Consider the following 21,514-nt stretch of genomic DNA (forward strand, 5'->3'; position numbering starts at 1 on the left):
AGTGATCGCATGCGTCTGCGCCACGTTCAAGCGCCGCAGGCGGACAGCGGTTGAGCCGGACCCTCGACGGGTGGTTTGTGAAAGGAAATATAATCGATTAGCATTGCGTTGACTTTCGCTTGACGGCGGCGCAAGAAGACACCGATACGAATAACCGTGGAGCTATTTGGGAGCCGTGTTGATCCAAGCCGCGCCAAGTTTCCTCACGCGGTCCGGACCGCTGGTCCGTCTCGCTCTGTTCGCTCTTGCAGCCATCATGCCGTTTTTCATCGCAGATGCCGCACGCGCCGATTTTCGCGTCTGCAACGGAACGCAAAATCTCGTCGGCGTCGCGATCGGCTACCGGGCCAAGGATGGCTGGATGACCGAGGGCTGGTGGCAGGTGCCGGCAACGACCTGCGCCACGTTGATCGAGGGAGAATTGCAGTCGCGTTATTATTACCTCTACGCAGAGGACGCCGCCCGGGGAGGACGATGGACGGGCGACGTGCAGATGTGCGTGGCGGAAAACGAGTTCAAGATTACGGGTGTGCAGGATTGTTATGCCCGCGGTTACCAGAAGATGGGATTCAAGGAATATGATACGGGCCGCCAGGGTAGCTGGATGGTCCAACTCTCCGACACCCCAGGGACGCAAGAAAGCCAGAATTGATGAAGCGTAATCGCAAAATTAAAATCCTCGCCACCCTCGGGCCTGCCTCCGCCGAGGAATCGATGATCGAGAAGCTGCACCAGGCCGGTGCCGATGTCTTCCGCATCAACATGAGCCATGCAAGCCACGACCTGATGCGTACGCTGATCCAGCGCATCCGCTCGGTTGAAGCGCGCTGCGGCCGGCCGATCGGCATTCTCGCTGACCTGCAGGGACCGAAACTGCGTGTCGGCAAGTTCGTCGACAGCAAGGTCGACCTGAAGCCCGGCCAAACCTTCACGCTCGACAACAACGAAGCGCTCGGTGATCAGAACCGCGTCTTTCTGCCGCATCCCGAGATCCTGGAATCGGTGCAGCCCGGCCACCGCCTGTTGATCGATGACGGCAAGCTCGCGCTCCGCGCCGAAAAATGCGACGGCAAGAGCATCGTCACCACTGTTATTTCGGGCACGCGCATCTCCGACCGCAAGGGCGTCAGCCTTCCCGACACGCTGCTCGGCGTCGGCGCACTGACAGACAAGGACCGCGCCGACCTCGACGCCGTGCTCGCCACCGACGATGTCGATTGGGTGGCGCTGTCCTTCGTCCAGCGTCCCGATGACCTTGCCGAAGTGCGCAAGATCGCCCGTGGCCGTGTCGGCCTGATGTCGAAGATCGAAAAGCCGCAGGCGCTCGAGCGTATCGAGGAAATCATCGAGCTTTCCGACGCGTTGATGGTCGCCCGCGGCGATCTCGGGGTCGAAATGCCGCTCGAATCGGTTCCCGGTATCCAGAAGCAGCTGATCCGCGCCTGCCGCCGTTCGGGTAAGCCGGTGGTCGTCGCCACGCAGATGCTGGAATCGATGATCTCCTCGCCGGTGCCGACGCGCGCCGAAGTTTCCGACGTCGCAACCGCCGTCTTCGAAGGTGCGGATGCCGTCATGCTCTCGGCCGAATCCGCTTCCGGCGATTATCCGGTCGAGGCCGTCTCGACCATGGCGTCGATTGCCACCGCCATCGAGCGCGAGCCGCATTATCCCGGCATCATCTACGCCCAGCGTGCCCAGCCCGAAGCGACCGGCGCCGATGCGATCTCGCTTGCTGCCCGTCAGATCGCCGAGACGCTGAAGCTGTCGGCGATTGTCTGTTACACCTCGTCGGGCACGACGGGCCTTCGCGCCTCGCGCGAGCGGCCGCAGGTGCCGATCCTGGCGCTGTCGCCGATCATCAAGACGGCACGCCGCCTTGCCGTCGTCTGGGGCCTGCATTGCGTCGTCACCCATGACGCGACCGATCTCGACGACATGGTCAACCGCGCCTGCCGCATCGTCGCCGACGAAGGCTTCGGCAAGCCGGGCGACCGCATCATCATCTCGGCCGGCGTGCCGCTCGGCACGCCCGGCGCCACCAATATGATCCGCATTGCCTATATCGGCTCCGACGGCCAAAGCGGCATCTGATCCGATCGGTCCGTTTGAAAGCCCGCTGCCTCAAGAGGCGGCGGGCTTTTTCTTTGACAGGACAGCATTGCTAAGCGCTGCTGTGCGTGCAAGTTTCGATCCCTGGATTGGGAGGGATCATCATGGATATCGTCACGCTTCTGGCTTTTGCAGCCGTTTCTTTTGTCGGTATCGCCACACCGGGGCCGACGGTGCTGCTGGCGCTGACCAATGGTTCGAGGCATGGCCTGCGCCGGGCGATTGCCGGCATGATCGGCGCGGTGCTTTCCGATTTCGTGTTGATCGGCGCCGTCGCGATCGGCCTCGGCGCCTTGCTGGCGGCATCGGAATTCTGGTTTTCAATGCTGAAATGGGCGGGTGCTGCCTATCTCGCCTTTCTCGGCATTATGCTGCTGCGCTCGAAGGGCACGATCGATGCGGCGCTGAAATCCGGGGCGTCTTCGAGGGCGATATCTCCCTTCTCGATCGGACTGAAGAGCTTCATGGTCGCGGCGACCAATCCGAAGGGCTATTTGTTCTTCTCGGCCTTCCTGCCGCAGTTCATTGATCCCACCCTGCCACAGGCAACGCAGTATGCGCTGCTCGCGCTCACCTTTGCCGCACTCGATTTTCTCATCATGTTCGGCTACGCCTTTTTCGGCTCGCGGGCGGTGCGTTTCCTGAAAACCTCGGGCGCCCTATGGTTGGAACGGGCTTGCGGCGGCGCGCTGTTGGCGCTTGCCGGCTCGCTCGCCTTTTATCGCCGGGCAATTGCTTGAGCTCAGGGTCGAGCCAGGGATAGATGGCCGACGCGATAGGCCTGCGTGTGCGCGTCAATTTCAGGAATTTCTCGCCACAGCCTGAAGCGCACCCGCGTCCATGTCGTCGGCTCGAAGCCGGAGGCCGAGGCGAGTGCGCCGCCGGTCGCGACGTCGGCCGCAGCCTCCGCGCTGTCGGCACGGCGGATTTCGGTGAGCGGCGCGTAGGGCTCGATACGCAGTACATCGCGCGTGGCAAATCTGGCCGCGGCGACGTCCGGCGAGATTTCTGCCTGCCAGACTATCCAGGTCCTCACCTGCGGCCAGCCGAAGGCGCCGGTGAGCGTTTGGAAAGCCGGGCCGCAGAGGAAGTCGCTTGCCCCTTCCGGCTCTTGCCAGAGATAGAAGGGCGCATAGAGATTGTCGCGGCTGCCGAATTCGCCCTTAAGGGCACTGAGATAGGCCTTGAAGCCGAGATTGGGAAAGCCGTCGAGCAGCGGACCTTTGTCGCGGATGCGGCGGTCGATGACCGACATGTCGTAATCGGCGGGCAGGGTAAAGCTGTACTGCATGGCGATCATGACCGGGCCTCCACCGGCTGCAGCCATTCGACGATGCTTCCGTTTTCGGCCGGCTGGATGCTGATATAGCTGAAAGGGCTGTCATCGGCTGCGCCATGCCAGTGGCGCTCGCCGGGGGCAAACCAGACGGCGTCGCCGGCGCGCAGTTTCTCGACGGGACCACCCTTGCTCTGTGCCAGCCCATGACCCGAAAGCACGTAGAGCAACTGGCCCCTGGGGTGCGTATGCCAGCGTGTGATAGTGCCGGGATCGAGTGTCGCGCGCATTGCGGTGTTCTCACCGTCGGCCCCGCCTTCGAGCAACATTTCGACCCAGAAAGGCGCCGTTGCAACGCCTTCCGGCGAGCGCACCGCCCTGCCGGGGCGCCTGATGGTCATCGTCTTCGGGTTCAACGTGGTCATTGCCGGCCTCCGACCGTCCGCAGCCGCCAGTCGGGATCGGTCATCTGGGCGATGCCGTTGCCGAAAGACCAATCATCCGGTGCGCTGGTGCTGATGACGATCATCACATCCTCGGGCCGGAGGCCCGGCGATTGCGCCAGAAGTTCGCCGAGCCGCCGATAGAGCGCAGCCTTCATCTCGGCTGTCCGGGGCCTGCCGATCGTGATCGAGATGTAGACGAAATCGTCGGAGCGGGGACCGGCGAGGTAGCTGCGGTCGAAGATCAGCTCGTTCTCATCATGCTGATGGATGGCCTGGAAGCGGTCGTTTTCGGGCACGTCGAAGGTCTCGACCAAGGCACGCTGGATGTTGTCGGCCAGTGCGGCGAGATAGTCCGACGACTTGCCTTTGCGAAGCGAAATTCGAACGAAGGGCATCTGGATCTCCATGGTTCAGGCCGTTCGTCGGCCTTGACAGCAGAACCATCGCACAGCACAATGATGCTGAAAATCAGAAAGTTATGGATCGATGATCCTGAAAAATGGGATTATAGAATGCGGCGGACAATTTTCGATCTCGATGTGCTCCGTACCTTTTCGACCGGTATGGAGCTCGGCAATTTCGCCAAGGCGGCCGAAAGGCTCGGGCGTTCCACCTCGGCGGTCAGCGCGCAGCTGAAGAAGCTGGAGGAGCAGGCCGGCACGCCGATCTTCCGCAAGGTGGGGCGCGGCCTGGCGCTGACCGACGCCGGCGAGACGATGCTCGGTTATGCCAGGCGGCTGCTGGAACTCAACGACGAGGCGGCTGCGGCCGTGCACAGCGTCGAGCTGGAGGGCTGGGTGCGGCTCGGCCTGCAGGAGGATTTTGGCGAAAACCTGCTGCCGGAGGTGCTCGGCCGCTTCGCGCGTGCCCATCCGAAGGTCCGCATCGAAGCGCGGGTGGTGCGCAATGCCGAACTGCTCGAGCGCGTCACCTCAGGCAAGCTCGATCTGGCGCTTGCCTGGAGCGATGGCACACGGACTTCGCATTGCGAGCAGATTGGCGAGGTGCCGATGCGTTGGATTGGACCTGTCGAGGGAGCCCCGGGCTGGCATGCGGCAAGCGGTGAGCCGATGCCGCTCGCTTCGCTGGAGGCGCCATGCCTATTGCGAAGTGCTGCGACCCGGGCACTTGACGAGGCGGGCATTTCCTGGCGTCTCGCCTTTGTCAGCCCCAGCCTCGGCGGTCTCTGGGCAGCGGCGGCGGCGGGCCTCGGCATCACCATCCGTACACCGATCGGCCTGCCGGCAAAGGTCCGACCGCTGGCGCCGGAGACGATTGGCCTGCCTGATTTGCCAAAGCTCGGTTTGGTCCTGCATCGGGCCGAAGCCGAACCGCAACCGGCTGCGGCCCGGCTTGCCGAACTCGTGCTGCAATCGGTGCATGGCGCCCTGCGCGGGACGGCGGCCTGACACATCACATCTGCCGTTGCTGTAGGGCGGTGCGCCGAATTGCCTGCGGCGGCTGGCCGAAAGCGCGCAGGAAGGCACGGCGCATGCGCTCGTGATCCCCAAAGCCGGTTTCGCGGGCAACGACGTCGATCGGGTGGCGGCCCTGCTCCATCATCAGGCGGGCGGCTTCCAACCGCAGGTTCTCAACTGCCTTGGCCGGTGATTGTCCGGTCTCGGCGCGAAAGGCGCGGCTAAACTGGCGGAGGCTAAGGTGGGCCGCTTCCGCCAGTTCCTCAACTGGCAGCGCCGATTTCAGATTGCTGCGGGCGTAGGCGAGTGCCTTCTGGATGCGGTCCGATTTGGGCTCCAGTTCCAGAAGGGCGGAAAATTGCGACTGGCCGCCGGCCCGGCGATGATAGACGACGAGCTTGCGGGAAATGGCACGGGCCACCTCGAAACCGTGATCCTTCTCAACCATCGCCAAAGCCAGATCGAGACCGGCCGTCATACCGGCCGAGGTCCAGACGGAACCGTCGATGATGAAGATCCGGTCTTCTTCCATTTTTATTTTTGGATATCGGCTTTGCAGTTGGCGCGAGACATACCAATGCGTCGTCGCCCGACGGCCGTCGAGAATGCCGGCTTCGGCAAGAAAGAAGGCGCCGGTGCAGATCGAGGCCAAGCGACGGGTAGCGGGCAGGGCGGCGCGGATGAAGTCGGCTTCTGCTGCGCTCGGCAGCCTGACGCCAGGCGCTCCCGCCACGATCAGCGTGTCGAGGGCCGGGTCGCCAAAGGCCTCCGTCTCCATCACCATGCCAAGCGAGTTGGCAATCGACCCACCATGTTCAGAGAGATAATGGATGTCGTAAGCCTTTTCCTCAAGTTCGATATTGGTGAACTCGAAGGCGGAAACGGCCGCCAAGCTCATAATCTGGAAGCCGGGATAGAGCAGAAAGCCAATTCGTTGCACGATCATCAGATCCCAAATGATGTCCTGAAAGGTGGTATATATGACATTCAGGACATGCGCAATCGGGCGTAAGACTCTCCTCAAGCGCAGGGCATCAGGCCAGGGCGTATTCAAGGAGACGGATCATGACACAGGAACTGAAGGGCACGGCGCTGGTGACCGGTGCATCCTCGGGCATCGGCGCAGTCTACGCCCATAGGCTGGCGAAGCAGGGTTACGACCTCATCATCGTCGCCCGCAACGGCGAACGGCTGAAGTCGCTGGCAAGCCGGTTGACGGCGGAAACCGGCCGGACGGTCGAGACTGTCGTGGCCGATCTCGGCGACAAGACAGGCCTCGGCCGCATCGAAGGCGTACTGAAGGAAGACCGGAGCATTACGCTTCTCGTCAACAACGCCGGCGTCGGCGGAACGGCGCCGCTGCTTTCCTCCGATGTCGACAAGATGCAGGCGATGATCGAGCTCAATGTGACGGCGCTGACACGGCTGACCTATGCCGTCGTGCCGGGTTTCGTCGCCCGCGGCGGCGGTACGATCATCAATATTTCTTCCATCGTCGCGATCTCCCCAGAGATGCTAAATGGCGTCTATGGCGGCACGAAAGCCTTCGTACTCGCCTTCAGCCAGTCGCTGAAGCATGAGCTGGCGGAAAAGAACATCCGCATTCAGGTCGTGCTGCCCGGCGCCACTGCGACGGAATTCTGGGGCATCGCCGGCACGCCGGTCGAGTATCTGCCGAATGAGATCGTGATGTCTGCAGAAAACATGGTCGATGCGTCGCTCTCGGGCCTCGGGCAGGGCGAGTTCGCAACGATCCCGTCACTCGAGGATGCAGGCCTGCTTGCCGCCTACGAGGAGGCGCGTCAGGCGTTGATGCCGAACCTGTCTCGCACCGTGCCGGCGGAACGCTACAAGATCGCATGACGGTCGCCGATGAAAGACCGTCCGCCGCTGCTGCTGCGGACGGGTCACGGGCGTTCCTGAAATCCGAGGCCGTTTACAGCCTGCGCCGACACGGTATCTCAGCCGAAGCGTCCGAGCGCCATGGCGAAGATATCGGCATCGACATTGCCGCCTGAGGTAACGGCAACGACGGTGTCGCTTTCCAGCGCCTCGCCATGGAAGAGGGCGGCGGCAAGCGCCACGGCACCGCCGGGCTCGACGACGATCTTCAGCCGGGTGAAAGCCAGCGCCATGGCGCGCAGCGCCTCATCATCGGTGACGACGATGCCGGCGCCGGCGAGACGCTTGAGGATCGGGAAGGTGATATTGCCAGGCTGCGGCGTGAGGATCGCATCGCAGATCGAGCCTGCTGTCGACGCATTGCGTTCGATCCTGCCGGAGGCGAGCGAGCGGGTGGTGTCGTCGAAATCTTTGGGCTCGCAGGGGCGGACGCGAAAGCCAGGGGCGCTGGCTTCGAGAGCGAGCGCGATGCCGGAGGTCAATCCGCCGCCGCCGCAGGAAACGAGGACTTCGGCTGACGTTACGCCTTCCTCTTTGGCTTGCTCGGAAATCTCCAGACCGGTCGTGCCCTGACCGGCGATCACCAGCGGTTCGTCGAAGGGCTTGATCAGCGTCAGGCTGCGCTCGGCTGAAAGCCTCGCGCCGATCTCGTCGCGATCCTCATTGACACGGTCGTAGAGGACGACTTCGGCGCCGAAGGCGCGGGTGTTGGCGATCTTCAGCTTCGGTGCATCGCTTGGCATGATGATGACGGAGGGCACATTGTGCAGCTTGGCGGCAAGCGCGACCCCCTGGGCATGGTTACCGGAGGAGAAGGCGATGACGCCCTTGGCGCGCACGGCCGGATCGAGGCCGGAGACGGCAGACCAGCCGCCACGAAACTTGAACGAGCCGGAATGCTGCAGGCATTCCGCCTTCACGAACAGGCGCCGGCCGGCGATCTCGTTGAGGAAGGGGGAGGATAGAAGCGGCGTACGCCTGATGTGACCGCGCAGACGGGCGCGGGCGGCGACAATCATTTCAATGCTGACCATTCGGGAATCGTCCTGCTTGCGGGTTCGCTCTTGCTTAGGGTGCGGCAAGCGACTTGTGAACGGCGACTTTGTCACCGTGACATAAATGGTGCATCGCGTTTGCAGCTCGCCGCAAGCTGCCGACGTCAGTAGCCGTTGGCCGAACCCTCCGCCGCGCGGCTGTCCATGGCCCCATTGTACCGCGCACCGCCGCCCTTTTCGATGGCGGCGAGGCTTTTGCCGCCGACGAGGATGCCGGCGGCCTGGCCCCAGAGCGGCGCGTCATTGCCGCCATCGAAGCTGTAGCCCATGGCGGCGAGGGTCTTTTCCGTATCGGGCGACAGCGCATAGGGTTCGAGATAGACCTTGTCGGGCTGCCATTGATGGTGGATACGCGGCGCGTTCACCGCCTGGCTGATATCCATGCCGAAATCGACGACGTTGAGGATCGCCTCCAGCGTAATGGTGATGATACGCGAGCCGCCGGGGCTGCCGATCACCATGAAGGGCTTGCCGTCCTTGGTGACGATCGTCGGGCTCATCGAGGAGAGCGGTGTCTTCTTCGGAGCGATGGCATTCGCTTCGCCCTGCACCAGGCCGTAGAGGTTCGGCACGCCGGGCTTGGAGGTGAAATCGTCCATCTCGTTGTTGAGCAGGACGCCGGTGCCCGGTGCCACGACGGCGGCGCCAAAGGAGCCGTTCAGCGTATAGGTGACGGCAACGGCATTGCCCTCGTCGTCGATGATCGAATAATGCGTCGTCTCGGTGCTTTCCTTGCCGCCGAGCGGTTTGAGGTTGGCGGAAGTGCCAGCCTTGTAGGGATCGATCTTGGCGTCGATTTCCTTGGCATAGGCCTTGTCGATGAGCTTTGCGACCGGATTCTCGATGAAATCGGGGTCACCGAGCGCAGCATTGCGATCGACATAGGCATAGCGCATTGCCTCGACCATGACATGGACGGTGTCGGCTGAACCGTAGCCCAGGTAGGAAAGTGGATAATTTTCGAGAACGTTGAGGATCTCGCAGATGATGACGCCGCCGGAGGAAGGCGGCGGTGAGGAGATGATGTCGTAGCCGCGGTAATTGCACTCGACCGGCTTCAACTCGCGCACGGAATATTGCTCGAAATCCTCCTTGGCGAGGATGCCGCCCTTGGCCTGGCTTGCCTTGACGATCGCCTCGGCGGGTGCTGCCTTATAGAAGGCGTCCGGACCTTTTTGGGAGATGCCTGCCAGGACCGCGGCAAGGTCGGGCTGATCGAGCTTTTCGCCCGATGCATAAGGTTTGCCGTCGGGTTTCAGGAAGATCTTCGCCGCCGCCTCGTCTTTGGCGAGCCGCTTGGCGCTGCCGGCGAGGCTCGCGGCGTCGCCCTGTTCCAGCGTGAAGCCCTCCGTGGCGAAGCGCAGTGCCGGTGCGATCAAATCCTGGCGCGACTTTGTACCGTATTTCTCGCGGGCGGTTTCGAAGCCCATGACGGAGCCTGGAACGCCAACGGCAAGATAACCGTCGAGGCTGGCGCGCGGCACGATATCGCCCTTGGCATCGAGATACATGGTCTTCGTGGCGGCGAGCGGCGCACGTTCGCGAAAATCGAGGAAGGTCTTCGTGCCGTCCTTCAGGCGGATGGTCATGAAGCCGCCGCCGCCGAGGTTGCCGGCCGAGGGATAGACGACCGCCAGCGCATAACCGACGGCGACGGCTGCATCGACGGCATTGCCGCCGCCCTTCAGCACCTCGACGCCGACATTGGTCGCCAGATGCTGGGCAGTGACGACCATGCCGTGCTCGGCTTCGACAGGGGCAGGCGAGGCGGCGAGCGCCGGAGTCAGGCACAGCGACAGGGCTGATATGACGGAGATCGTCCCGATATGCAGGCGGCCCATGACTTCCCCTCTAGTGGACAATGATGGGAAGCATATGGGGCTGCGGCGGCCCGAGGCAATGCGAGGGTTTTGCTTTAGGCAAGAAGCTCGGCGAGTTTCCGGTTGGTGTCCTCATCATCCAGCGGGGTATAGACAACGAGCTTCATCTCCGGCCGGCTCGTCAGCGTCAGCGCTGTATGCTCGAAGCACATGCGGCCTTTTACAGGATGGTCGATGCGCTTGATACCCGACAGCGGGCTGACGACTTCGTGGCGCTGCCACCAGTCACGAAATTCAGAGCTTGCCTGTTTCAGCAGGGCGATCAGTCGCTCGAAATCCGGATCACCGGCATAACGCGCGCTGTCGGCGCGAAACATCGCCAGCGAGACGCGGGCAACCGCCTCCCAATCGACGAGGAGCCGACAATGCGTCGGGTCGGCGAAGAGGCGATGCATGATGTTGCGCTCGTCACGGTCGAGCGTGTCATAACCGCCGAAGAGTACTTCGGCGGCGCGGTTCCAGGCGAGCACATCCCAGCGGCGGCCAAGCACATAGGCCGGTTGGTGCGTGAGGTTGGCGAGTATGCGCTGCAGCGGTTCGTCGACGCATTCGGGTATGCTGGATACTGTCTGCGACGCCTGGCGGTCATTGAGGGTGAAGAGATGTTGGCGTTCGGCCTCGTCGAGACGCAGCGCATCGGCAAGGGCATTGAGCACCTGTGCGGAGGGGCGGACGTCGCGGCCCTGTTCCAGCCATGTGTACCAGGTAGTGCCGACGCCGGCGAGCATGGCGAGCTCCTCACGCCTCAAACCCGGCGTGCGTCGCCGAAAACCCTCTGGCAAGCCGACCTCGAATGGCGTCAGCCGCTCGCGACGAGAGCGCAGGAAGGCCGCAAATTCACGGCGGCGGGCTTCGAATGTGTCGGCTCTCTGGTCCATGCCAGGGATCATATCAGTATCGATACCAGGATAAAAACAGAACTGTTTGACGTTTCCAGGCGGCGCATGATGCAGGCGTCGCTGGTGGTCGAAGCGCCTGCGGCTCGATTAATTTAGGAGCAGCATCATGTCTTTACAGCATGTCGTCGTCATCGGCGGTTCTTCCGGCATCGGCCTCGCCACGGCGAAATTACTTTTGAAACAGGGATATACGGTCACCATTGCGGGCCGCGACGGCGAAAAGCTTGCCGCAGCAAAAGCATCGCTCGACGGCGATCTGCGCAGCCTCGTGCTTGATGCGACGGATTTTTCCACACTCGGGCAGGCCTTCGCCGGAATTGGCGCGTTCGGTCATCTGGTGCTGGCGATGGGCAGTGGTCACGGCGCCGGACCTTTTGCGACGCTCGACATGGCGGATCTGCTTGCCGGGTTCCAGAGCAAGCTCATTCCGCATGCCGCGGCGGCGCAGGCGGCATTGCCAGTGCTTGAGCCGGGCGGCAGCATCACTTTCGTTTCGGCGGTCAGCGCGCAAGCCGCGATGCCCGGCACGGCTGGCCTTGCGGCCGTCAATGCCGGCATCGAGGCGATGGTGCCGGTGCTGGCCGCCGAATTGAAGCCGCTGCGCGTCAACGGCGTTTCACCTGGGGTCGTCGATACGCCGTGGTGGGGTTTCCTGCCGCCCGAGCAGCGTGGCGGCGTGTTTGCGGACTTTGCCAGCCGCACGCCGGTCGGCCGCGTCGGCAGGCCCGAGGACATCGCGGAGGCGATCGCCTTCCTGATCGGAAACGGCTTCATGAGCGGCCACGTCATCACCTGCGACGGCGGTGTGCGTCTCAGCGCCTGATGCAGGTTTAATGCATGTTGCCCGGAAGTGTGCAGCGGTTCCGGGATAACGACATGTATAAAAACAAAGGACTGCAGCGTTGCCGCCGAGAAACGCGAGCCGGAGAGGTCATACGCCGTGCAGGGCGCCAGGCCCCAACGAGGGTACGGTTCCAAGCGTTTGATCGCGTGATGCGGCGGCAAGTCTCTCTTCGGCTCTGCGGGCGATTGCCTGCAGGTCGCGTGGCTTGCCGGCGATTTTTTCGATGGCGGCAATGGCGACATCGGTTGCGAGATAATCCGGCTTGTGGCCGACACCGCGAACGGTAATGAGCTCGGAGCCTGTTATGTCGCGGGCCAGGCCGCGCGAATGCAGGTGCTCCCACACGATCTCGTCGCTGTCGCCTGTTATGATCACGGTCGGCGCGGTGATCCGCGCATAGAGCGGCGACTGTTCCTTCACATAGGCAAGCAGTCTTTTAAAATCGGCCGCGTTGCTGTGGAAAGCGTTGGGTCGCAGCACCAGCGACGGACCGGTCTTTTCGATGTAATCGGCCGGGCGTGGATTGGGGCGGAAAATATTCAGTGTGCCGCGTTCCACCCGGCTCAGCCCGAGGGGCACGACGATCGCGTGGTTGAAGAGCCAGCCGAGGATCGGCACGGTTGCGACGTGATAATACCAGTCGATGCCGCCGGGCCAAGGGTGGGTGGCGGGTGCGAGGAAGAGCAGGCCTGATGTCTTATCGGGATGGCGCAGGCCGAAGGCGGCTACGATCGCACCGCCGAAGGAATGGCCGACGATAACAGCCCTTTCGATGCCGCGCTTTTCCATCAGCCTGGCGATCGCATCGGCCTGACCGGAAGGAACCGCGTTTTCAGGACCGCCGCGTTCGGAATAACCGTGGCCGGGACGATCGACGAACAGCATTTCCGCCCGGCCTTCGAGATCGGCGCGGAAGGCAACGATTTGGTCGAGCAGATTGCCGCTGGCGCCGTGAATGAAGACGAGCGCCGGCAGATCCGCATTTTCGGGACGCTCGATATGGACGGCGTTCATTCGGTAGCCGCCGACATCCGTCAGTTCGCCGATATTCGGATAGGCATATTCGAATTGCCGCGCCTTGTAGGAGGAGAAACCGATGGCGGCGGCGAGCGGGGCGAGAAGAGCGGAAACTTCTGCAAACATGATCTTAACGGCCGATAGTTGCGGCGGTTTTGCCGAGAGCGGACGCGCTGCGTCGTTTCCCGTCTACAGTTCTAAATTGCGCGGCTTGGCTGGAGGTCAAGATCGGCGAGCCGAGATCAGGTGCGGTTGCCGGCGAGTTTTTCCGCAAGCGTGTTGACCTGTTCCTGGGCGGTGCGCTCGGCGGGATAGACATCGAGGAAACGCTCCCAAGCCTTCAAGGTCAGCTGGTCGTTGCCGGAGTTGCTGAGGATCGCCGCCATGCCGGAGAGCGCGCCGAAATGGCGCGGCTCGAGATCGAGCACGTGTTCGATATCCGACATGGATTTGCGATAATTGCCCATGACGAAGTTCAGCGTGGCGCGGCGGTTCCAGCTTTCAGCATAATCGGGCTTCAGCGCGATCGCCTCGTCGAGGAAATCGAGGGCGGCGGGATTGCGCTTTTCCTCGATTGCCTTGTCGGCCCACTGCATCAGCAGATTGACAGTGGCGCTGCCGGAATCGTTCCATTCCATGCGGATTTCATTGGCGATGCCGTTGGCCTTGTCAGGGTCGCGCTCGCGTTTCAACTGGCTGAAGAGTTGGTCGAGGTGTTGCTTCGGCGAATTGGTGACGTCCGTCTGCTCGACGATGACGTTCTTCTCCGCCGCAGCGGCCGGAAAGGCGGAAGTGAGGAGGATGAGGGCGAGCGGCAGCGCCGCTGACGTCAAAGCAAAAAAGCGCATGGCGGACATATTAGCCCGCCAACGCCGAAGATCAAACAAATTTGACGTGATCACCGCAGCGACCCACCGGATATATCTGCCGAGGCAACTGCGCGGCAAGGCGATCCGGGCGCGCGAAATCAGCCCTGACGAGCCTTGAAGCGCGGATTCAGCTTGTTGATGATATAGATGCGTCCCTTGCGGCGAACCAGACGGTTGTCACGGTGACGAGCCTTGAGCGACTTGAGCGAATTCTTGATCTTCATTTTTCTGATCCGCGATCTCTATGGGGGAATTCACATTCGCCCGTATCTTTAACAATCAAAAGCGCGCCATCGGGCGCGCTGTTTAGGTGGGGGAGCAGATACCCCGTCACCTTTTCCGTGTCAACCGCATGACGGTGTTTTTCCCAAGGCGCAAGGGTGTTTTCTCAGCCTAAAACCGGCGATTTCGGCGTCAAGGTGGTGACATGCCCCATCTTGCGGCCGGGGCGCCACTCGGTCTTGCCGTAGAGATGAACCAGCGTATCCGGACGCTGCAGCCAGTTGGGAACGGCCAGGATATCGTCGCCGATCAGGTTCTGCATGATGCAGTCGGAATGACGTCCAGCGTCTCCCAAAGGCATTCCGGCAACGGCGCGGATATGCTGCTCGAACTGGCTGACGACGCAGGCGGCCTCCGTCCAGTGACCGGAGTTGTGGACACGCGGCGCCATCTCGTTGGCAATCAGGCCGCCATCGGCAAGCACGAAGAATTCGATGCCGATGACGCCGACATAGTTCAATGCTGCGAGGATCTTTTCGGCCGATCGGCGCGCGGCGTCCGCCGTCGTCGGCGAGATCGTAGCGGGAACCGTCGAGGTGTGGAGAATGCCGCTGCGATGGACATTCTCGGCGGGATCGAAGCAGACGACCGTACCGTCCGTGGCGCGCGCAGCGATAATCGAGATCTCGCGCTCGAAGGCGACGAAGCTTTCCAGGATGAGCGGCACGGCCCCGAGCGCGGCATAGGCGCCATCCGGGCTGTCGGCCACTGAGCGAAAAACCTTCTGGCCCTTGCCGTCATAACCGAGACGGCGGGTCTTCAGCACGCCCTGGCCGCCGAAATCCTCAAGCGCCATTTCGAGATCGGTCTGGCTGTCGATCGCGTGGAAGCGGGCGGTGGTCATGCCGCAGCCGTTGAGAAAACGCTTTTCGACGAGGCGGTCCTGGGCGGCCTCCAGCGCCTTCGGCGGCGGATAGACGGCCACGCTGGCCGAGAGCGTTTCGGCGGCTTTAACGGGCACGTTCTCGAATTCGTAGGTAACGACATCGCAGACATCGGCGAGTTCGGCGAGTGCCGCCGGATCGTCATAGGCGGCGGTAATTTGCCGGTTGGCGAGCTGGGCGGCCGGGCAGTCCGTCTGCGGCTCGAGAATGACCGTGCGAAAATTCAACCGGGCGGCGGCAATGGCCAGCATGCGGCCGAGCTGGCCGCCGCCGATGATGCCGATCGTTCTTGCCGTCATAGGTCGTCCATCGGGTATTCGGCGACTGCAGCACTTTGGCGCTCGCGCCACTCGTCGAGCCGGTCGGCGATTTCTTCGTCGGAAAGGGCAAGTACGGCGGCGGCGAGGAGGGCAGCGTTGACCGCGCCGGCCTTGCCGATGGCGAGCGTCCCCACAGGGATGCCGGCCGGCATCTGCACGATGGAAAGAAGGCTGTCCTGGCCCGACATGGTTTTGGACTGGACCGGCACGCCGAAAACCGGCAGCGGCGTCATCGATGCGGCCATGCCCGGCAGGTGGGCGGCGCCGCCGGCGCCGGCGATGATGACCTTGAAGCCCTCCGTGCGGGCGCCCTTGGCAAAATTGAACAGCCGGTCGGGTGTGCGGTGCGCCGAAATGATGCGCGCGTCATAAGGGATTTCCAGCGCCTCCAGTGTGTCGGCGGCGTTTTTCATGGTCTCCCAGTCGGACTGGCTGCCCATGATGATGGCGACGGACGGTCTGTCTGTCATCATTGCTGCTATCCCCTCAGGCGATGATGTCAGGGATGATCTGATCTTCCAGCTTGGAGAGCCTGTCCTTGATGACAAGCTTCTTCTTCTTCATGCGCTGGACCCGCAGAGCATCGCATCCTATCTGGATCATGGCGTTGATCGCGGCGTCGAAATCCTCGTGCTCCTGGCGCAGACGCGCCACAATGAGCCTGATTTCCGCCTGTTCCTGATCGGCCATATGCATTCCCCGTTATCGTCCTCGGACCTTGTCCGATCTGCCGATGATTTCCGCAAGCTCCTATCACCAAATACAGGTAACGGCTAGTTAGTCTTGATCATGAAATTGCCATCCAGTCTCCATCTTTTGGCCTTCGACAAGCATTCAAAAATATGTCACAGTCCGCCGCGTTGACACCTTGATCCCCGACGATGATGGCCGGGGAGGGTAAGAGGAAGGAAGGGTCAAATGACAGTTCAAGCTCATCTTGAATCACTCCAGAAAAAGCATGTCGCTCTTGAGGAGGAGTTGCATACGCTCAGAACAGCTCCCTCTATCTCCGATACGGAAATTGCCGAATGCAAGCGCCGCAAGTTGCGCATCAAGGACGAGATTATGCGTCTCAAGTCATCCGTCCACTGATCTTCCCAAGGGTCGCCGGTCGACCATCTTGCGAACGAAAAGGTAAATCCATCCATTCCGCCTGAAATCAGCAAGAACCGGTGATTTTACACCAGATTTGCGCCAGCCCGATGCCTGCAGCATCGCGGCTGGCGCTTTTGGGTCGTAGGCTTTGAGCAGCGGTGCATCATAAGCATCATGTCCCACAGTCTCGCGGGAGCAGGCATCAAGCCCAGAACTGATCGAGCCACAAATTAAGCTTGTCGAATCCGCGGTTATTGACAGTGTAAATGCGCTTCGTGCCTTCAGAGGTCACTGAGACGAGATTGCTTTCGAGCAGCGCCTTCAAATGTTGCGACACGGCCGGGCGGCTGATCGGCAGACCCTCGGCGAGCTCGTTGACTGTCCGTGGCGCGCGGCGCAGTTCCTCCAGCAGAAACCGCCGGTTCGGATCGGCAATCGCAGAGAAAGGGTCCGTGTTCGACATGGCGGGAACGCTACGGCAAACCGGCCGGTCCAGCAAGGAAATTGTGCATTGCAGCGTACTACAGCGCCGCTGTTACACTTAGAATTGCCGACTCTACCAGCCAAGACCCTCGCGCACGATCAGGAAGGCGGCGATCAGGGCCATCGCATACATGAACGGATAAAAGATCGCCGGCTTCATACGGCGCACGCACCAGGCGCCGGCAATGGTGGCGAGCGGAGCGAAGGGCAGAAGCGTCGCGGAGGTCGCAAGATTTTGGGTGTCGAGCTGGCCGAGCGCGAAATAGGGGATCAGCTTGATGGCGTTGAGGATCGCGAAGAAGCGCACGCTTGTGCCGGTATATTCGCGCGGCTGTAGCTTGAGCGGCAGGGCATAGATCTGGAAGGGCGCACCGCCGGCATGGGCGACAAAGCTGCCGTAACCAGAAAATGTGCCCCAGAGGCCGGCGGCCACCGGTCGCTGGCCGCGCGGCGGGATCATCTTGCCGGCGCCCGGGCCGTAATTGTTCCAGAAATAGCGCAGGCAGAAGAGAATGGTCACCGCGCCGATGACGATGCGCAGAATATTGCCCGGAACGAGCGCCGAAGTCGCCCAGCCGAGCGCGATGCCGAAGATTGCCCCCGGCAGCATGATCTTCAGCGTCGCCCAGTCGCCATGTCTGCGCCAGATGACGAGCGAGATCATGTCCATGAAGACCAGGATCGGCAGCAGGATCGCCGCCGCCTCGACCGGCGAGACGACGAGGGCGAGGAATGGCAGGCCGATCAGCGACAAAGCGTCGCCCATACCGCCCTTTGCGAGGCCTACCAGCAGAACGGCGGGCACGGCGGCGTAGTAGAATGACAAATCCTGCGGCATGCTTTCGACGTCCTCCTCTTGCAAGCCTCGTCTAACGGAACTACTCACACAAAACGAGTGCGGATCCCTCCTTTCGAAGGGGAATTCGCAGGAAACGGAAAGACCCCATGACCGAACCGGAAAACCGCTGCCGCCTTGTGCTCATCACACCTGATATCGCCGATGCCGATGAACAGGCAAGGATCGTTGCCGACGCGCTGAGGGGCGGCGATGTCGCCTCGGTGATCGTGCCGCAATACGGGCTTGACGATGGCACCTTCCAGAAACATGCGGAAAAACTGGTGCCGCTGATCCAGAGTGCCGGAGCGGCCGCGCTAATTTCAGGCGACAGCCGTGTGGCGGGACGGGCAAAGGCCGATGGCCTGCACCTTTCCGGCAATGCCGAGGCGCTTTCGGAAGCGATCGAAAAACATGCGCCGAAGCTGATCGTCGGCGGCGGTAACGCAGCCGACCGCCACAATGCACTGCAGATCGGCGAAGTCAGGCCCGACTATATCTTTTTTGGCAAGCTCGACGGCGATATCAAGCCGGAGGCCCATCCGAAGAACCTTGCGCTTGGCGAATGGTGGGCCTCGATGATCGAGATTCCTTGCATTGTCATGGGCGGCACCGATCCTGCTTCGGCGCTTGCCGTCGCCGAGACCGGAGCGGAGTTCGTGGCACTGCGGCTGGCAGTCTTCGGCGAACCCACCCGAGCGCCATCGATCGTCGCCGAAGTCAACGCGCTGCTTGACGAAAAAGCGCCACGGTTTGAGGATTGAAATCGCGCTCATGCCGATCCCGACCGCCCCCCTGTTGAAATTTATCCTTGCCAGCATGGCCGCCCTCGTTGCGGCCGGGCCGGATGTCGTCCTGGCGCAGGCCACCGACAGCGTCATCAGTCAGCCGGGCTCGGCGCCGGCTTCGACTTTCCGCACCGACCGGCCCTCCGGTCCGGTGGTGAGGCCTTCCGATGGTGTCGGCGTGTTCGACCGCATGGGTGCGAAGCTGCCTGACCTGCCGCCGGAGAAGGATTACAAGGGGCCGGTCGACGAGGCTTACGGCGCCTTCCAGCGCGGCTATTATCTGACGGCTATGGACAAGGCGCTGCCGCGCGCCCAGCTCGGCGATGCGGCGGCGCAGACGCTGATTGGCGAAATCCTCTCGCAGGGCCTCGGTGTCAAGAAGGACGTGAAGAATGCTGCCTTCTGGTACGGCAAGGCGGCCGAAGGCGGCGATGCGGCGGCAATGTTCAAGTATGCGCTGATCCTGATGGAAGGCGAAGGCGTGCCGCGCGACAAGGTCAAGGCCGACGACTACATGCGCAAGGCGGCCGAAGCCGGCAATCCTTCGGCGGAATTCAACTGGGCGCAGCTTCTCATCGCCGACAATCCCGGCGAGAAGGGGCTGAGGCTTGCGCTGCCGTTCTACGAGAAATCGGCCGAGCAGGGCATTGCCGATTCGCAATATGCCGTGGCGCAGATCTATTCGACGCTGAAGGACTTGCCGGAGGAAAAGAAACAGCTCGCCCGAGAGTGGATGGCACGTGCGGCGCGCGCCGGCTTTGACACGGCCCAGCTCGATCTCGGGATCTGGCTCGTCAACGGCGTCGGCGGACCGAAGGATTACGTCAAGGGCTTCGAATGGCTGAAACTTGCCGCCAATGGCGGCAACGTCGCCGCACAGAACAAGCTCGCCCACCTTTATATCAACGCCATCGGCACGGCGCCCGATCCGGTCGAGGCGGCGAAGTGGTACGTCCTGTCGCGCCGGGCTGGGCTCGCCGATCCGTCGCTTGAGGATTTCTATCTCGGCATCGAGGACGATCAGCAGAAAGCGGCGATCGAGGCGGCCAACAAGTTCCGGCGGCGATAGCAGGCGCACGTCCAACTGAAGCGCGTCGCGATCTTCAGATTCGCTTGTCGCGCTTTAGCTTATTGTTTTTACGGATGTCGTTATCCCAGAACCACCGGGCACTTTGTTTGAATTTGCTCTAGAAAAGCGCGTCGGCGAACAGATCCTCGTCGTTTTCGGCTTTGCCGATCTCGGCTGGAGCGGGGGTGCTGTCTTCGCTCGCCGGGATGATGTCGCGATGAATGTTTCGCTCCTGGGCCATCGTATAGTGCTTGAAGATTTTGCGATCGAGCGGCGCGATCACCTCAGCGAGGTCGGAGATATCGGCGATATCGGTGCCGGCAACGCCTTCGAGCAGATCGGCGCAGCGGGCAAGGACTTCGCCGAGATCATGCTGGAAATCGAGCTTGCCAATCAGCAGGCTGATTTTGGTGGCGACCTCGCGGCCGTTCTCGGCGAGTACCTTCAGCTCGTTTTCCATCGCGTTGGCCGCAGAGCGGATGTTGCCGACGGCCGACGTCAGGCTTTCTCCCAGGCCGCCAGGCTCGGCGTCCGTGGCGGGGGCGACCCGCCCGGCCGCGGCTTCGAGCGCCGGCAGGCCGTTGACGATGGCGTCGGCGGAATCATCGAGCTTGCCGGCAAAGATGCGTAGTTCGGCGGTGACAACGTTGATCGACTTGCCTTCCTCGCCGAGGCGGCTGCAGCGCAGGTTGGTATTCAAAGCCATATAGTGAATGTCGGTCTTGACGGCGCGGATGTTGCCGATCGCCTCGAAGAGCTTGGCGGCCGTGCCGATCGTCGACTGGCTCACCTGGTCGGCCTGGCGGCTTGCCGTATCGACCTGCTTGACGATTTCGTGGGCGGCCGAAACGCTGGATTCCAGCGCGCGCATGAAGTTGCCGCCGGCTTCGCCGCTCTCGCCGCTCATCTGATCGCGCAGCTTGAGGATCTCCCGCATATCGTGGTCGAAACTTGCTATCGTCTTGACGACGTTCTCCGAATCCCGCTGGAAATTTGCGCACATGTCGCTCATCTGCGCTGCGGTCAAATGGTGAATGATGTTCTGGAGGCGCTGGCGCGCGCCGGCGTCGAGGCTTGCGCCATCCTCGCCGGCAAAGAAATCGTCAAGCAGCGAAAAGGTGGCCTGCACATGCTCGATGCGCTGGCGGGTGATGTCGCCGATCTGCAGGGCCGATAGAGTCGAGGCGACTTTACTCTGGACGGCGCGTGCAATTGCGCCGACGTCGCGGGCGATGACGCCGAGATCTTTGCGGTGCCCGGCGATCTTGGCTGCATCATCGCGCAGGGCTCCGGCAACCGCCGGAACGGTATCGGCATATCCCTTGGAAACGCTGGCGCCGAAAGAGGCTGCGAGCTTCACCTCCTTGTCGAGGCTGTCGAGATGGGTGGCGAAGCGGTTGACCTCATCGGTGCCGGAATAAATGCGCTCCAGGATCTCCTGGGCGAAGCCGGCGAATTCGGCAAGGCCGGCACCGGTGATCTTCACGGTCACGGCGAAGGTTCTGAGATAACGCATCGTCTCCTGCATGTCGGAGACATGCTTGCGTAGCTCCCTGCCGGTATGCGCCAGCGAGACGAGCGCCTGCTGACGGTTTTCTTCGGTGACCGGCAGCGCTGTCAGGCTCTCCACGGTGGCGCTGAGATCGGCGCTGGTGTCGCTCGCTTCCTTGTTGTCGAGCGTCGTGGTGACGCTCTCGAGCGAATTCAGCAAGCGGTTGAGGACATCCATCACCGAGAGCAGCACGGTGCCGCCTTCGAGGAAGCGTTCCTCGACCTGGCTGCGGGCGGATTCCAGGGTCTGGCTGATGTCCCGCCCTGACGTGTAGGTTGCAGCGTTCGATGTTACCAGGGCGTGTGCCACTTTTATACCTTTTCTTAGAACACAGGCGATTTGACTCTATTTTTACGGGCAGGATGGAAACGTCCGGTAAACGCGCCGGACTCGCCAGCGTTGTGATTAACGAAAGATGTGGATGGCGCTTCGGCACGAAGCGTCACGGCCGAGAGATCAATTCAACATGCTGTTTTTGCTTTATTTTTTTC

The 21,514-nt window shown here is 62.1% G+C and carries 25 protein-coding genes; 9 read left to right on the forward strand and 16 right to left on the reverse strand.

What is annotated here, in order from left to right; genetic code table 11:
* The first annotated feature begins 166 nt into the window (after window positions 1-166).
* The 3 genes from HJB83_RS09635 (at window position 167) to HJB83_RS09645 (ending at window position 2,849) form a co-directional block, all read left to right on the forward strand.
* Window positions 167-652 (forward strand): DUF1036 domain-containing protein, encoded by a 486-nt coding sequence (locus HJB83_RS09635; protein ID WP_089152718.1) that lies wholly within the window; start codon window positions 167-169, stop codon window positions 650-652.
* Complete coding sequence (gene pyk / locus HJB83_RS09640) at window positions 652-2,091, forward strand: pyruvate kinase (protein WP_207581744.1); 1,440 nt, start codon at window positions 652-654, stop codon at window positions 2,089-2,091. The genes HJB83_RS09635 and pyk overlap by 1 nt, the downstream gene beginning before the upstream one ends.
* 122 nt (window positions 2,092-2,213) lie before the next feature.
* Window positions 2,214-2,849 (forward strand): LysE family translocator, encoded by a 636-nt coding sequence (locus HJB83_RS09645; protein WP_221116420.1) that lies wholly within the window; start codon window positions 2,214-2,216, stop codon window positions 2,847-2,849.
* Window positions 2,850-2,851: 2 nt separating this feature from the next.
* Here HJB83_RS09645 and HJB83_RS09650 read toward each other — a convergent pair whose 3' ends face one another.
* From HJB83_RS09650 to HJB83_RS09660, 3 genes are read right to left on the reverse strand one after another with little or no spacing between them, the layout of a single operon-like run.
* The gene (locus HJB83_RS09650) at window positions 2,852-3,409 is read right to left on the reverse strand and encodes a DUF4865 family protein (protein WP_221116419.1); all 558 of its coding nucleotides are present in this window, start codon (window positions 3,407-3,409) and stop codon (window positions 2,852-2,854) included.
* Window positions 3,406-3,810: a cupin domain-containing protein gene (locus HJB83_RS09655; protein ID WP_221116416.1), complete on the reverse strand. Its 405-nt coding sequence runs from the start codon at window positions 3,808-3,810 to the stop codon at window positions 3,406-3,408. Before HJB83_RS09655 ends, HJB83_RS09650 begins: the two co-directional genes overlap by 4 nt.
* Window positions 3,807-4,226, reverse strand: a complete 420-nt coding sequence (locus tag HJB83_RS09660) for a tautomerase family protein (RefSeq protein WP_221131767.1) — start codon at window positions 4,224-4,226, stop codon at window positions 3,807-3,809. Before HJB83_RS09660 ends, HJB83_RS09655 begins: the two co-directional genes overlap by 4 nt.
* Window positions 4,227-4,343: 117 nt before the next feature.
* Between HJB83_RS09660 and HJB83_RS09665 the strand changes: the two genes are divergently transcribed.
* Window positions 4,344-5,240, forward strand: coding sequence for a LysR substrate-binding domain-containing protein (locus HJB83_RS09665; RefSeq protein ID WP_207581739.1), 897 nt, complete (start codon window positions 4,344-4,346; stop codon window positions 5,238-5,240).
* A 4-nt stretch (window positions 5,241-5,244) separates the two neighbouring features.
* Here HJB83_RS09665 and HJB83_RS09670 read toward each other — a convergent pair whose 3' ends face one another.
* A complete protein-coding gene (locus HJB83_RS09670; protein WP_405048983.1) occupies window positions 5,245-6,189 on the reverse strand; it encodes a GlxA family transcriptional regulator in 945 nt (314 codons plus the stop codon).
* Window positions 6,190-6,314: 125 nt separating this feature from the next.
* Between HJB83_RS09670 and HJB83_RS09675 the strand changes: the two genes are divergently transcribed.
* Entirely contained in the window at window positions 6,315-7,112 is a 798-nt protein-coding gene (locus HJB83_RS09675) for an SDR family oxidoreductase (RefSeq protein WP_221131768.1), read from the forward strand.
* Between the two features lie 98 nt (window positions 7,113-7,210).
* Here HJB83_RS09675 and HJB83_RS09680 read toward each other — a convergent pair whose 3' ends face one another.
* From HJB83_RS09680 to HJB83_RS09690, 3 genes are all read right to left on the reverse strand, one after another.
* Window positions 7,211-8,185, reverse strand: coding sequence for a threonine/serine dehydratase (locus tag HJB83_RS09680; protein WP_207581736.1), 975 nt, complete (start codon window positions 8,183-8,185; stop codon window positions 7,211-7,213).
* A gap of 125 nt (window positions 8,186-8,310) precedes the next feature.
* Entirely contained in the window at window positions 8,311-10,047 is a 1,737-nt protein-coding gene (gene ggt, locus HJB83_RS09685) for a gamma-glutamyltransferase (RefSeq protein ID WP_221131769.1), read from the reverse strand.
* A 74-nt stretch (window positions 10,048-10,121) separates the two neighbouring features.
* Window positions 10,122-10,976 (reverse strand): helix-turn-helix transcriptional regulator, encoded by an 855-nt coding sequence (locus HJB83_RS09690; protein ID WP_207581734.1) that lies wholly within the window; start codon window positions 10,974-10,976, stop codon window positions 10,122-10,124.
* A gap of 115 nt (window positions 10,977-11,091) precedes the next feature.
* Between HJB83_RS09690 and HJB83_RS09695 the strand changes: the two genes are divergently transcribed.
* The gene (locus HJB83_RS09695) at window positions 11,092-11,808 is read left to right on the forward strand and encodes an SDR family oxidoreductase (protein ID WP_207581733.1); all 717 of its coding nucleotides are present in this window, start codon (window positions 11,092-11,094) and stop codon (window positions 11,806-11,808) included.
* Between the two features lie 108 nt (window positions 11,809-11,916).
* On the opposite strand, the gene HJB83_RS09700 is transcribed toward HJB83_RS09695, so the two are convergent.
* The 6 genes from HJB83_RS09700 to HJB83_RS09725 form a co-directional block, all read right to left on the reverse strand.
* Window positions 11,917-12,972 (reverse strand): alpha/beta fold hydrolase, encoded by a 1,056-nt coding sequence (locus HJB83_RS09700; RefSeq protein WP_221131770.1) that lies wholly within the window; start codon window positions 12,970-12,972, stop codon window positions 11,917-11,919.
* Between the two features lie 116 nt (window positions 12,973-13,088).
* Window positions 13,089-13,703, reverse strand: coding sequence for a hypothetical protein (locus HJB83_RS09705; protein WP_207581731.1), 615 nt, complete (start codon window positions 13,701-13,703; stop codon window positions 13,089-13,091).
* A 110-nt stretch (window positions 13,704-13,813) separates the two neighbouring features.
* Window positions 13,814-13,939 carry a type B 50S ribosomal protein L36 gene (gene ykgO / locus HJB83_RS09710; protein WP_003566454.1) on the reverse strand — a complete coding sequence of 42 codons (126 nt, stop codon included), beginning with the start codon at window positions 13,937-13,939 and terminating at the stop codon, window positions 13,814-13,816.
* A gap of 164 nt (window positions 13,940-14,103) precedes the next feature.
* Window positions 14,104-15,180, reverse strand: coding sequence for a 5-(carboxyamino)imidazole ribonucleotide synthase (locus HJB83_RS09715; protein ID WP_221159552.1), 1,077 nt, complete (start codon window positions 15,178-15,180; stop codon window positions 14,104-14,106).
* Window positions 15,177-15,671 carry a 5-(carboxyamino)imidazole ribonucleotide mutase gene (gene purE / locus HJB83_RS09720; RefSeq protein ID WP_164008565.1) on the reverse strand — a complete coding sequence of 165 codons (495 nt, stop codon included), beginning with the start codon at window positions 15,669-15,671 and terminating at the stop codon, window positions 15,177-15,179. The genes HJB83_RS09715 and purE overlap by 4 nt, the downstream gene beginning before the upstream one ends.
* 16 nt (window positions 15,672-15,687) lie before the next feature.
* A complete protein-coding gene (locus HJB83_RS09725) occupies window positions 15,688-15,891 on the reverse strand; it encodes a YdcH family protein (protein ID WP_164008191.1) in 204 nt (67 codons plus the stop codon).
* 228 nt (window positions 15,892-16,119) lie between these two features.
* On the opposite strand from HJB83_RS09725, the gene HJB83_RS09730 reads away from it, so the two are divergent.
* Window positions 16,120-16,293, forward strand: a complete 174-nt coding sequence (locus tag HJB83_RS09730; protein ID WP_007631579.1) for a YdcH family protein — start codon at window positions 16,120-16,122, stop codon at window positions 16,291-16,293.
* 205 nt (window positions 16,294-16,498) lie between these two features.
* Here HJB83_RS09730 and HJB83_RS09735 read toward each other — a convergent pair whose 3' ends face one another.
* Together HJB83_RS09735 and HJB83_RS09740 are read right to left on the reverse strand one after the other, a co-directional pair.
* Window positions 16,499-16,759 carry a helix-turn-helix transcriptional regulator gene (locus HJB83_RS09735; protein ID WP_164008189.1) on the reverse strand — a complete coding sequence of 87 codons (261 nt, stop codon included), beginning with the start codon at window positions 16,757-16,759 and terminating at the stop codon, window positions 16,499-16,501.
* A gap of 93 nt (window positions 16,760-16,852) precedes the next feature.
* The gene (locus HJB83_RS09740) at window positions 16,853-17,617 is read right to left on the reverse strand and encodes a sulfite exporter TauE/SafE family protein (protein ID WP_221131772.1); all 765 of its coding nucleotides are present in this window, start codon (window positions 17,615-17,617) and stop codon (window positions 16,853-16,855) included.
* Between the two features lie 107 nt (window positions 17,618-17,724).
* Here HJB83_RS09740 and HJB83_RS09745 point away from each other — a divergent pair, with 107 nt between their 5' ends.
* Window positions 17,725-18,378 carry a thiamine phosphate synthase gene (locus HJB83_RS09745; RefSeq protein ID WP_207581728.1) on the forward strand — a complete coding sequence of 218 codons (654 nt, stop codon included), beginning with the start codon at window positions 17,725-17,727 and terminating at the stop codon, window positions 18,376-18,378.
* A gap of 10 nt (window positions 18,379-18,388) precedes the next feature.
* Window positions 18,389-19,471 (forward strand): tetratricopeptide repeat protein, encoded by a 1,083-nt coding sequence (locus tag HJB83_RS09750; protein WP_207581727.1) that lies wholly within the window; start codon window positions 18,389-18,391, stop codon window positions 19,469-19,471.
* Window positions 19,472-19,589: 118 nt separating this feature from the next.
* Here the strand turns inward: HJB83_RS09750 and HJB83_RS09755 are convergent, their stop codons facing one another.
* A complete protein-coding gene (locus HJB83_RS09755; protein WP_221116409.1) occupies window positions 19,590-21,332 on the reverse strand; it encodes a chemotaxis protein in 1,743 nt (580 codons plus the stop codon).
* Window positions 21,333-21,514: the final 182 nt, after the last annotated feature.

This window comes from Rhizobium sp. NZLR11, assembly GCF_019685115.1.
Classification (GTDB): Bacteria; Pseudomonadota; Alphaproteobacteria; order Rhizobiales; family Rhizobiaceae; genus Rhizobium.